Annotated in this window: 5 protein-coding genes, 1 other RNA gene, 1 pseudogene and 1 riboswitch; of the genes and pseudogenes, 2 read left to right on the top strand and 5 right to left on the bottom strand. The window is 48.5% G+C overall.

Translation table 11 applies throughout. From position 1 onward, the window contains the following. Window positions 1-28 precede the first annotated feature (28 nt). A pseudogene (locus tag QJ036_RS14330) lies at window positions 29-1,126 on the top strand (recombinase family protein); the annotation flags it as partial. A gap of 595 nt (window positions 1,127-1,721) precedes the next feature. Here the strand turns inward: QJ036_RS14330 and ssrA are convergent. The 5 genes from ssrA to QJ036_RS08320 all read right to left on the bottom strand — a co-directional run bounded on the left by ssrA (window position 1,722) and on the right by QJ036_RS08320 (window position 10,346). Beyond that, window positions 1,722-2,071: a transfer-messenger RNA gene (ssrA, locus tag QJ036_RS08340) on the bottom strand. Between the two features lie 71 nt (window positions 2,072-2,142). Then, the gene (locus QJ036_RS08335) at window positions 2,143-3,243 is read right to left on the bottom strand and encodes an ABC transporter ATP-binding protein (RefSeq protein ID WP_283230931.1); all 1,101 of its coding nucleotides are present in this window, start codon (window positions 3,241-3,243) and stop codon (window positions 2,143-2,145) included. Beyond that, window positions 3,243-4,265 carry a FecCD family ABC transporter permease gene (locus tag QJ036_RS08330; RefSeq protein ID WP_283230930.1) on the bottom strand — a complete coding sequence of 341 codons (1,023 nt, stop codon included), beginning with the start codon at window positions 4,263-4,265 and terminating at the stop codon, window positions 3,243-3,245. Before QJ036_RS08330 ends, QJ036_RS08335 begins: the two co-directional genes overlap by 1 nt. 28 nt (window positions 4,266-4,293) lie before the next feature. Then, window positions 4,294-5,538 carry an ABC transporter substrate-binding protein gene (locus QJ036_RS08325; RefSeq protein ID WP_283230929.1) on the bottom strand — a complete coding sequence of 415 codons (1,245 nt, stop codon included), beginning with the start codon at window positions 5,536-5,538 and terminating at the stop codon, window positions 4,294-4,296. After that, window positions 5,535-10,346 (bottom strand): hypothetical protein, encoded by a 4,812-nt coding sequence (locus QJ036_RS08320; protein ID WP_283230928.1) that lies wholly within the window; start codon window positions 10,344-10,346, stop codon window positions 5,535-5,537. Before QJ036_RS08320 ends, QJ036_RS08325 begins: the two co-directional genes overlap by 4 nt. Before the next feature lie 253 nt (window positions 10,347-10,599). Continuing rightward, window positions 10,600-10,794, bottom strand: a riboswitch (cobalamin riboswitch). A 188-nt stretch (window positions 10,795-10,982) separates the two neighbouring features. Between QJ036_RS08320 and QJ036_RS08315 the strand changes: the two genes are divergently transcribed. Further along, window positions 10,983-11,945 (top strand): uroporphyrinogen decarboxylase family protein, encoded by a 963-nt coding sequence (locus QJ036_RS08315; protein WP_283230927.1) that lies wholly within the window; start codon window positions 10,983-10,985, stop codon window positions 11,943-11,945. The last annotated feature ends 545 nt before the right edge of the window (window positions 11,946-12,490 follow it).

Raw genomic sequence — 12,490 nt, 5'->3', positions numbered from 1 at the left:
TGACTACCTATGAAAGGAGGTACGCACTATGAGTAATAAAGCAATGGCGAATACGGCTCAGGCGCTCATGGATTCAATGACGCCTAAATTCGCAGTATCATATCTCCGCGTATCTACCCGTGGCCAAGCTGAACGTGGTGGCGGACATGATGAAGGTTTTTCGATCCCGGCACAGCGTGAGGCAAACAAAAAGAAGGCAGCGTCATTAGGAGCAATGGTCGGGAAAGAATTTGTCGACCGCGGCGCATCGGCTAAATCCGCCGACCGTCCACAACTCCAAGCAATGCTTGAATATGTCAGAGAAAACGCCGATCGTGTGGACTACGTAATCGTACACAAGGTCGATCGTCTCGCACGTAACCGTGACGATGACAGCGACATTATGCGCGTATTGCGTGAATGCGGCGTTCAATTAGTATCTGCATCAGAAAGTATCGACGAGACGCCATCCGGCATGCTCCTACATGGCATCATGAGTTCTATCGCCGAATTTTACTCACAGAATCTTGCAACCGAAGTTAAAAAAGGCATGGGAGAAAAGGTGAAAGGCGGTGGAACAATTGGGCGAGCGCCAATTGGATACATTAACGTACGCAAAGTTGATGACAAGGGGCGTGAAGAACGCACAGTCGAACTTGACCCGGAACGAGCACCGCTCGTTAAGCAAGCCTTCGAAGAATACTCTACCGGGAATTGGTCACTAACTAGTTTGGCGGAATATATGGCCGCGCTTGGGCTAAATACTAGGGCAACCCCCAAAATTCCTTCAAAGCCGGTCACTAAATGCACAGTAGAGAAAATACTCAAAAACCCATACTATGCAGGCGTTATTCGCTACAATGGCGTTGAATATGACGGTGCGCATGAGGCTCTGATAAGTCTGGAGACGTTCAATCATGTGCAGACCATCATTCAAGCGCATCATAATGGCGAGCGAACTCGCGAACATCCGCATTTCCTAAAAGGCTCTGTCTACTGTTGGGAATGCAAATCGAAAATGATTGTCACATATGCCAGGAGTAAATCCGGTAATATATATCCGTATTTCATATGCGCTGGCCGGCATCGGACTAAATCAAAGGATCAAAAATGCAAGATGCGCTCGATTCTAATCGATGAGGTCGAATACCAGGTAGAACAAATATACGATAATTACAGCATCAAGCCAAACGATAGACTTCTTCTAGAAGCCAAAATTCAAGAGTTTATAAATAAAGAAAGCGAGAAATTCAAGCTAGAACTGGATTCTTTACGTCGCGAAAAAGAGAAACTCGAGCATCGTCAAGAAAAGCTACTAGAAGCACATTTCAACGACGCGATACCACTAAGCTTAATGAAGCGCGAACAACAATCCATATCAAAGCAATTGGCTGCAATCAAACATGAAATCAGCGTCCGTAGTACTACGTTCGATGATATACTCAAGAATCTATCTCTAGCCTTTGACCTCATTGAAGATTGCGGAAGTACTTACCGCAAAGCAAATGATACGATTAAAAAACTTATGAATCAGTCTATATTCAATAAAATCTGGATTCATGCGGATGGCACCGTAACGACTGAATTAAATGATCTCTACAAGAACCTAATTGGGCCGATAGAAAAAGAACTCATAAAAACAAACACGAAATCAGCGCCTGCCGAAGCAGACGCTGATTCTATCGACGAGTTACTCAAATCCGGCTCAAAATTTTTTGAGCAGGGTTTGAATAACGAACTTTTGGTGGACCTGAGGGGAATCGAACCCCTGTCCGAAAGCCCTTCCATTCAGGTTTCTTCCATCACAGTCTCTGTTTTGACATTCCCTCCCGCAAGCGCCCAAAGACAGGCTCTCACGTTCAGTAGCTTCATAAATTCTTCCATTCCCTCAAAGCTTTGGAAACGAAGTTCCTCACAAGGTCGACGCCGGGATCCTAAGCTGTGAGAGGCCTAGGGCCGACGGCTGCAATTAAGCAGCGTACGCTAACTGTTCGTCTGCGTTTATATTTAGGTTTTCCATGTTGATGACGCAGTCACGGTCTGCGGATGGCTTCCCAAACTTCTGAACCCCCGTCGAAACCAGTACAAGCCCTGGTTTTCGCAAAAGAAATTTCAGCGTAACCATATTATAGTGGAGATGAGGTAAATTGTCAATGAGAGATTTTACGCCTCCAGAAGCTTTCCCGCCAACCGTGCCGCCTCAAGAAGCTCTTCCATTCTTCGGTTGCAGTCTCCGACCGTCACCCCTGCGTCAATGACCCTTTCGCAGCTCTGGATCAGAGCCATGGCTCTCGCAAACGACTCTTCGCTGATTTCCCGGAAGGGTTCCTCGGCAACTGTTTCCGACGCAAGAAGTCTGGCCAGGCGATAATCGATGTCATTTTTATAGAGAATGGCTGCCGCAAAAGGCACCTGCTCCTTCTGGAGCCTGCGGTAAACAGGGATTCCGGTTCCGCAGGAGGAAAGCACCAGGATCCTCGGCTCTCCCACCGGCTTCGGAAGCTCGATGCTGCCAAAGCAGGGATCAAAATACCCATTGTCGATCTCGTAAAGCTCCTTTATGGTCTGTTCCTCAAAGATCTCCTCGGGTCTTCCATAGTGAGAAATAAATTCTCCCTTGACACACAGGATCTTATCGGAAATCTTCTGGGCCAGATCGATCTCATGGAGGGACATGACCACCGTGATCTGCTTTTGCTTTGCCATGGTCCGAAGGATCGACAAAAGCTCCAGCTTATGGCGAATGTCCAGAAAAGACGTGGGCTCATCCAGAATAATGAGCTCCGGCTCCTGGCAGATCGCTCTGGCAAGAAGCACCCGCTGTCTTTGTCCGTCACTGATATTGTTAAAATCCCGGCCGCCCAGCTCTTCCGCATGGACTGCCCTCATGGCCGCCTCCACCTTTTCCTCATCCTCACGGCTCAGGATCCCGAGACGCCCCGTATAGGGATACCGCCCTGTCGCAACAATGTCATGGCAGGTCATGAGCTCCGGCTTCATCCGCTCTGTAAGCACGACAGCCATTCTGGTAGACAAAGCTTTGTAGGACATGTCACCAATGCTTTTTTGGTCAAAAACCACTACACCGCCTACCAGCTTTAACTGCTTTGTAATACTTTTCAAAATCGTCGATTTGCCGGAGCCGTTGGGACCGATCAGCGTAACGATCTCTCCCTTATCGATTCCGATATTGATGTCTCTGATTAACGGCTTTCCTCCGTAGCCGACAGCCAGGTGTTCCATTTTCAGGTAATAATCCGCCATCACTGCATTCCTTTCTGCCGCTTCAGCATCATAAATATTACGATCGGGGCACCAAATATAGAGGTCACGGTGCTGATATTCAGCTCCATCGGCGCAAAGGCCGTCCTGGCGATCAGATCGCACAGCATGCAGAATACGGCTCCACCCAAAAAGGTTCCGGGAATCACCACCAGCGGGCGGGACGTATTCAGGCACCGTTTGATCAGGTACGGTACTGCAATTCCCAAAAAGGAAATCGGACCTGCAAAAGCCGTCACACAGGCGGAAAGAATGCTGGACAGTAAAATCAGCGCCACCCGAAACGCCTTGATATTGACCCCCATGCTCTGGGCATAAGCCTCTCCCAGCTGATACGCGCCAATGGGCTTGGAAAACAGAAAAGTAATAAGCACTGTGATTCCCACCACCACTGCCGCCACAGCCACATTATTCCAGCTCATGCCGGAAAAGCTTCCCTGGGACCACCCGTGAAGGTTCACGATATCAGAATCCTCGGCAAAGGTGACAACAAAGTCGGTTACCGCCGAACAGATATAGCCGACCATGATCCCTGCCACAAGGAGTGTGGCCATATGATGGATCCTTCTGGAAAATAACAGGATGAATCCAATGGTAAGCAATGATCCGATGAATGCGGCAATAATCAGCGTATAGGAAGAAACCACTTTAAACTTTTCCAGGAAATAGATCATTACGAGCGCAACGACCATCTTCGCGCCGGAAGAGATTCCCAGCACGAAGGGTCCTGCGATCGGATTCTCAAAAAAGGTCTGCAAAAGAAAGCCGGACAGGGACAGGGCTCCGCCAAGAATGGCGGCCATAAGGATCCTTGGCAAACGGATCTTCCAGATAATATTGTACTCCGTTGTATTCTCCGTTCCCTTAAACAGGATGCGAAGTATCTCCGACACGGAAATATCCACATTTCCTGTATTGATATTCAGCACTGTGATAGCCAAAAACGCCGCCGTCAACACCAGAAATACAAGAAGATATCTGGAGCGCCGTCTGAAGTTTTCCATATGAAAATCCTGCTGCATAATCCGTCCTCTATTCTACTTTTGTTAAAAAGGTCATCTGGGAAGCATCTCCGCCTGTCAGCATGAGATTCAGATCACGAATCAGCTGGCCGACGATATCGGTCGCCTGGTACAGGGATTTTCCTGTTGTCCAGACATTCCCCTCCTTCACCGCTTTAAAATCAGCAAACAACTCACTTTTTGCCATCAATTCGTCAATGCTGTTGATGGGCGCGTCAATGGAAGCATTGTAAACCAGATAATCTGCATCTACGGCAGTGGCATAAAATTCCTCCATACTCAGCGGGATCGAGGTTTTTCCCGACTCGTCCTCCAGATTGGGGAAAGCATACCGGCCTCCGGCAATTTCGATCATTTTCGGAATATAATCACTTGCCTTGCGGACCACGGCAGAGCCGTCCGTGCTCATATAGAAATAAACCACGGTCTTTTCCGTGTTCTGAAAATCCTTCAGATCACGGATGACCTTTGCCTGATCGTCGAAAAAGGCCGCTGCCTCCTCCTCTTTATCCACCAGAACGCTGTAAAGTTTGATCCATTCCGTTCTTCCCAACGGATGGCTTTCATAACTGGAACGGTCAATAAAAACCGGAATATCCAGCATCTCGATCATCTCCTGGACCTTCGGGCTATGGAGGATCATTGTCGATTCAATGGCAAGGTCACATTCCTCATCCACCATCAGTTCATAATCCGGCTCACTGTATTTTCCGGCAAACAGAATATCCCCCGCCTCCATGGCCTTCACCGCATGATCAATATACCAGCCGGAGGCCTGGGTGCCGCTCAAACGGATCGCATCCATGGCACCCATGGAATCAAACAGAGCCATGGCCGAAGTCGCCGCCAGATAGATTCTGTCGAGGGGCTGCTTCAGTACAATGATATCCTCATCCAGGGAACCGGGGGCTTCCTGGCCTTCCGGCACGACCAGATATCTGGCACTGTCATGGACATCGATCAGCGCATAGCCGCCTTCATAATAATACACGTCGAAGCATTCCGCATAGGTGAGCTCCATGGTCGATTCATAAGTAAGTCCCTCGATGTTTGGGGCATCCCCCGTTTCCCGGACTGCCTCCGTTCCTGATTCCGTTGTCTGTTCTGTTTCCTTTACCGCTTCGGTTTCTCCAGCCGCAACGGTCTCTGAACCATTGGTGCTTTCTTCCTTTGTCGGCGCAGCCTGGCCGCAGCCCCCCAAAAGGAGGACTGCTGCCAGCATCAGCGCAACGATCTTTCCATACTTTTTCTTCATCGTCTGCTCTCCTGCTGTTCTGCTTCTTTTACGGCTGTTTCAAAGAGCTCATCCATTTCTTCCTCACAGCCGAAAAGTACGCCGTAAACTTTGATCCACTCGTATTTTGCCAGTTCTGTCTCTTCATCGGCAGAACGATCGATCACAACCGGAATTCCGAACATTGCAAATTTTTCCGTGAGACTCTCAAGGCGTTCTGTCTGTTCTTCTGCCGTGAGCTCCTGCTCATTTCCGGCATTCTTCTTTGCGGCACTGTCAGTGTTCTTCTCAACAGTACTGTCCTGCATATCAGGATCCTCTTCATCCCTCGGAAGCAGTGTACCGGGCAGAATTGCCAGATTGATCTCCTGTTTGATCAGAGCCTTGAAATCCGGAGCATCGAATAATCCGCCATATACCACATCAGCTTCTTTTTCTCCGTCTCTCACTTTCATCCTTTCAGCAACGGTATCCACCTTGCAGTCCTTCTGCTCGCAGCCCACAGCCGCTACCTGATCAAGAAGATCCAGACTCTCCATGACCTCAAGGATCTCATCGGAAGCAGCATAGGTCCTGTCGAGAGGCAACGTCACAATGATCATATCCTGCTCCAGACCTACAGGAATCTCCACATTTTCAGGGACAAGAAGATATTTGACCACGTTTCCTTTGTAAAGCTCTGCAGCGATCTCGTTCTGACTTACCGTGATCTCACCCTCTTCTTCCGGAAGGGTTTCTTCTGCTTTCTCTGCCTTCTTCTCCGTTTCCTTCTTATCCGCTTTATCCTCACTGTTCTCTGCCTCAGCAAGCTTTTCCGGATCCCTTGCTGTATCCCTGGTCATATCGACCTCCAGGAGGACAATTCCCTGATCGTAATGGTAGATTTTAAAATACTCCGCAAAATCCAACTCAGTCTCAGACTTGTATTCGAGCCCTATGATCTCCGGTGCTTCTTCGTCCAGCTTTTCGTTGCTGTTTTCTCCAATCGTCTGGCCGTTTCCGGCCGCCGCCAGATAGATAAAGATGTTGTATTCGATCTCATGGGTGGCAGACATTTTTGTTGTCATACCAAGGATCCTGTTGTTTCTGTTAAGTGCAACAGGGATGACAACGGTTGCCTGTCCTCCGCTTTTGCCTGCATAATACGTGTTTCCATTGGCCTTTACATACTGGTAGGAATCACTGCTGAACGCCAGCGTTGCGTACGCCTGTCCATTCTTTACGGTAATCTTATTGCAGGAAATCTTTACCTTACCCGTACCTCCGGACCAGGAGAATTTATCCGGTTTGTATACACCGTCAGCAAGTGTCGTGGAACTGTCTATTCGTCCCGTGGATCCGCTGGTGTCAGAAACGTACTGAGATTCCTGGTCTTCCTTCCCATCATTGTCCGGAATCGTTGTCTCCGGATCGTCAATTCCCGTATTTCCCGGATTGGAAGGATCTGTCGGATCCGTCGGTGTCGTACCGGGAGTATCAGAGCCGCCGGGCAGATCAGAAAGCTTCTTCAAAGTATCCGATTTGAAAGTCAGTGTTCTGTCATACCAGATGTTCTTGCTGATGGAATGGGCTGCCACCGCGATCCCCTTGTCCAGTCCCTCGACCGGAATCGTGTAGGTGTATTTGCCTTCGGCATTTTTCACATAAGGACTCCATGCCGACGAGGCTGCCGCAGCCGCTTCTGCTTTAGTACCGGGATACAGATAATCGTAGCCGGTTCCGCTTAAGGTAAGAACTGCACTCATCTTTCCGCCTTTGACCGTCAATACACAATCCACCACCCTAAACATGGAGGCACTGGATTCCACTTCGATATCGTAAATACCATCGGCCGGAATCTCCGGATCAGGCGTCGGCTCCGGATCAGGGTCCCCTCCGGGCAGGCTGCCGATTTTTTCCAGAATTTCATTGATCCGAAAGCTGCTCTGTTTTACTGCCCAGGAATCAGAGCTTTGAATGTGCACAACATAATTGATCTCTTTTCCCAGATCGGTGGTAGGGATTGTAAAGGTAAAACATTTGTAGGCGTCGCCGATATCGGTCCTTGCCACTGCCTCTGCCGCTCCGGCGTTCTTTACAGAATCCGGATCATCCACAGAGCCAATATAAATCTTATCATACTGATTGGTCTGGGTAATCAGCGTCACCGTTGCCGCATCTCCGTCAATGGTAAGGCTGCTTTCCCTCTCAAAATGCAGGGCCGCATAATTAATAATCGGAAAAGCGGAGCCATAGAGCTCATAAATACCGTCGGCTGAAGTTTTTGCTACCTCCTCCAGCCTGGGCACATTGATAAACAGGTCTCTCGCATATGCAAACCAGCTGCTTTCCGTTCCCGGTGTAACCGGAATATTCATTCCCTGTTTTCCGGCCGGAACAGCAAACGTAAAAGTAGTCGTATCGGAAGCTTCGTCATATGTCCCGCTGTAAAAAGGAGCTTTTTTTGTATCTGCCTGGACTCCCTGATACAGTCGCGTCCATTTTCTGCCGTTTACTGTCAGGGTAAGCAAAACCTGATTCTGCTTCAACACAGCCCGGGAAGAGACGATCTGAAAATCTTTATATGAAATTCCGGTTCCTCCCGTGATAGCCTGGATCTCATTCACAGCCTCGGGAAGCTCGGTGATTCCCTCGTCGGGAATATAGATCCAGAGATACTGTTTTACATACCACTCATTTTCAGATCCTGTCGGATATCCCAAAGTTATGGGAAGGGTTTCTCCCTTGCAGGAAGCGGGGACTGTGAATTCAAAGCTCCAGCCGCCCTCCGCCTCTGTTCCGCTGATAATCGGAATCTTGAGAGCATCATCCTTTGAACCAAGATATAATTTATCATAGGATACATTTTCCGTAGTAATCACAACGGCCAGATTTTCTCCATCTTCTGTTACTGTCGAATCTGCAACTGTAAACATTTTGAAATCTGTGCCGTCTTTCTTTACAACTCTTACTTTTGCACCCGAAAAAACAGGTTCTGCTACAGCTGCCGTATTTGAAATTTCTTCTTTTCCGTTCTTATCGGCAATGACGCAGCGATACTGGCCGGAAGCCATTTTCGTCATAGTAAAGCTGTAAGCAGCTGTTTTTGCACTCTCTTCAGCACAATCCGTCCAAAACGTTCCGTCTGTACTGAACTGCCAACGATAGGTCAAGCCTTCTCCCTCTGCTTCAACCGAAAGCGTCACATCTGATCCGGCTATGGCAGAAGTCATCTCGGCAGGCTGTGTTGTGATAGTCACCGCAGCCGGATCCTCCGGAGCGGAAAAAACGGACGGGATCGTCAAATACAGCTGCGTTGTCTTATACGCCGTTCCGTCTGCCTTTACGGGAACAAACGGATAGTCCGTTCCTTTCGCACTGTAGGGAACTGTAAACGTATATTTCTGGAGTCCTTTTTCTTCATCGATCTCTCCATAGACCAGCGGCTCCATTGTATCTCCATATCTTCCTAAATAAATGGCATTGTAGGTAAATGTAGAATTGGAAGCACTTTTCGGCGCTACCCAGATGGCAATATTTATCTCACTGCCCTTTACTGTTGCTTTGGATTCCGATACTTTAAACATGGAAAAGCTGCCGCTCGGATTTTTTGAATAATCTTTTCCATAAACCGCGCCAATTCCACCGGTTGCCTCAAACCCGTCATCCTCCGGCTTTTCCTCTGCCACAAACACTTCAACCGCATCGGATTCTGCCTTAACTCCGTTCTTATCCGTTATCACACAACGATACTGCCCGACAAGAGTCTCTGCCATCTCAAAGCCATAAGCAGCCGTCTTTGCACTCTCGCCCTCGCAGTCGGCCCAATTTTCCCCGCCGTCAGCCATAAACTGCCATTGATAGGTCAGCCCCTCTCCGGTAACTTCTACAGAGAGAGTAACGTTTCCTCCTACTTTGGCCTCTTCCCTCTGCGGCTGCTTTGTGATCACAGGCACATTCGGAATGCTCATCCAAAGATTATTGTCCGACCAGGTACCTTTATCAGATCGCCCCAGTACCATGGGTACCCAGCTGTTTCTTTTGGAAACAGGCACTTCAATTTCAAACTTGCAGGTGCTTCCCTCCTTGGTTCCCACAAAATCAGCCGTTTTGTTTTCGTCTGACAGATTTCCGAAATAGAGCCAGTCAAAGACAGCTTTGGCTCCTGTATGAAAAGAAATCCGGATGGTTTGTCCACTTACCGCCATGGAGGTCACTGTTACCGGAAACATTCTATACTGAGTATGACTCTGACTATCTGCATCCCACTTTAAGACGGTCACCCCGGTGATTTCCGCCGAAGGTGTCGGCACAATCGTTCTTTCCATTGAAAAGACTGCGATTCTGTTTATCGCCAACAGGGCATCTGTTTTGGGAATAAGATTCTGCGCGGAAGCGGTGCTCTCTTCCTTCCTGCTGCCTTCCGATGAACTCCCGGTGTCCTTCGTGGAAGCCTCCGATTCTTCTTCTGTGCTTTCTGCAGCTTTCTCTGACTCTTCTGCACTTTCAGAAGCTTCTTTTGATTCTTCTTCCTTAGCCTCAGAAGACTCTTCCAGCTCTGCCTCCCCGCTTTCAGAGGCTTCCGTGCTTTCCGCCTTCTCTTTGCTCTCATCGTCCGCACTTTCTTCCTCTGTACTCTCTGCTTCTGTGCTTTCTTCCTCTGCGATTTCCTCTTCCTTGGATTCAGCAGTCATCTCCGGCTGTTCTTCCTTTTTCGTTCCTTCTCCGGAGCTTTCACCGATCTCTTCCCTGCTTCCTGTCTCAGCGGCATATGCCCGTATATAAGACAGCGGGGAGAAGGTCAGAGAAGCTGCCAGAAAAAAAGCGATCAGACTTTTACTCTTCTTCACTCTGTTCCTCCTGTCTGCACATGTTCCTGCGCACCAATTTTCGGCCCCGGGAAGCGGCCGCCGCCTGTCGGTTTTCCAGTTTTGTCCAAAACCTCCTGTCAGAATTCTGAAGCCTTTTTTGCGGAAATTCTCCATCTTTATGCTGTCGGAAGCTCCATTCATCTTCCGGAACATAAAAAATGCCTGCTTTTCCTGAAAAGCAGACACTGAGAGTCGTCCATCTCTGGATGAATCCTATGCTTTCTTCGGAAGCGATTCACCAACATTTCCAGCAGGTTTCCTGACTTACAGATCACTGCCCTACCGCGCCTTCTCGCATATTCCTATACAATGGCATAATTGCGGTTTGGCTCCCTGTTTACAGTGGCCGGACCGTCCGGGATTTACACCCGGTTCCCTTTTACCCTTACGGTTCACACCGTTCGGCACTGGAAATCCCATATTCACATGAAAATTATAGCAGATTGTTTATCTTTTAGCAAGCCGTATCCCCGAAAAATCTGATTTTGCAATCTCCGTCTTTTTCATTTTCCTGTTGATTTCTTATAAACTTCTGATATAATCAAACCAAGGCTAATCATATTAGTGTACGTGATAAAAAACCAACTGTATAACCCACCAGAAAGGAGCTTTACAATGACTAAGAAAGAACAGGTAATGGCAGTACTGAACGGCAAACGCCCCGATGAGATGCCCTGCGGCTTCTGGCTTCATTTTCCCGCCGGAAATGAATACGGCCAGGCGGCGGTCGACACCCATCTGAAATTTTTCAAGGAAAGCGGTACCTCTCTGTGCAAGATCATGAACGAAAACACCGTTCCGAGGCAGACAGAGATCAACTGCGCTGCGGATCTTGACAAAATGCAGCCCATCTCCCACGACGATCCCATCGTTCTTCGGGAAGTGGAGCTGGTAAAAGATATCTGCAGAGAAATGAAGGGCGAAGCTGTTATGCTGATCACCATCCACGGTATTATTGCTTCCGCCTTCCATGCCCTGGTAGGCGTTGACAAGAATTTTGAGGAGAACCGCCACATCCTCGTGGAATATCTGCGTGAGAATCCTGCAGGCATGAAGCATGTGTTCGGAATTCTGGCTGATTATCTGGAATACCTCTCCGCAGAATGTGTAAAAGCCGGCTGCGATGGCATCTACTATGCAGCCCTGGGCGGCGAGGATTTCCTGCTCACCGATGAAGAATATGCCGAATTCGTCAAACCCTACGAGCTTCAGATCCTGAATGCCGTAAAGGATGCACCTGTGAACGTTCTTCATATGTGTAAGGATCATCTGAACCTGAACCGTTATAAGGATTACGATGTTCCGGTTTACAACTGGGGCGTATACTCCGACAATCCCAGCCTGATCGAAGGCCGTGAAGTGTTCGGTGCAGACAAGATTTATCTGGGCGGACTGGATGACCGTGACGGTGTTCTCGTGGACGGAACTGACGAAGAGATCATTGCTGCCGTTCATGAGATCATGGACACCTTCGGAGACAAAAACTGGATCCTCGGCGCAGACTGCACCCTTCCCACCGATGTGGATATGCACCGGCTTCATGTTGCAGAGAAAGCTGCCACCGATTACATGAAATAAGCTGCTGATTTAGGAGAGCATTCACTAAAGACGGGCTTATAAGCTGTCATGATTATTATAATGTGCGCCATGTTTTGAAGTTATATTGAACCGCCGTATGCCAGGCGGCATGTACGGTGTGTAGGGGGCTTAAATGCCCCCTTGTTTAATTTAGAGCAGTAAGGTTGCTACGGAGGAAATTGAAATTTCGTCGGTAGTCTTACCCTCATCCGTACGGCTGCAGTGGGCGAAACTGAATCTGCAGCCGTAGTCCTTCGCTGACTTCCCTGAACTGTACGACCGCAGCTTACAATGAAAAGGTCTGCTGCTATTCGGCAGCACGCCCACATAAATCCATTTTTGCAGCAGCTCCTTGTTTTTTTGCATACAGGCAGACTTTTGAAAAAAGAAAAAGACCAGCATCTCTGCCGACCTCTTCCCCGATGTAGTATTTTATTTTTAAGATTTATAATGGGCTTTGTTTGATGATACCAGCTTACCAGCTTTCTTTTGGTTCCGCAAGCCTCCCCCACGGATGTTTTTTCAAAATAAATCAGCCGCGGTTT

The sequence above is a fragment of the Fusibacillus kribbianus genome (assembly GCF_030053595.1).
Taxonomy (GTDB): Bacteria; Bacillota; Clostridia; order Lachnospirales; family Lachnospiraceae; genus Lientehia; species Lientehia kribbiana.
The sequence above is the reverse complement of the archived record's forward strand: the minus strand, read 5'-3'. Positions and strand labels throughout refer to the sequence as shown.

Excerpts from the sequence above, each read along its gene's own strand:
- QJ036_RS08335 (WP_283230931.1), bottom strand. The coding sequence starts at position 3,243 with ATGGCGGATTATTACCTGAAAATGGAACACCTGGCTGTCGGCTACGGA.
- QJ036_RS08330 (WP_283230930.1), bottom strand. The coding sequence starts at position 4,265 with ATGGAAAACTTCAGACGGCGCTCCAGATATCTTCTTGTATTTCTGGTG.
- QJ036_RS08325 (WP_283230929.1), bottom strand. The coding sequence starts at position 5,538 with ATGAAGAAAAAGTATGGAAAGATCGTTGCGCTGATGCTGGCAGCAGTC.
- QJ036_RS08315 (WP_283230927.1), top strand. The coding sequence starts at position 10,983 with ATGACTAAGAAAGAACAGGTAATGGCAGTACTGAACGGCAAACGCCCC.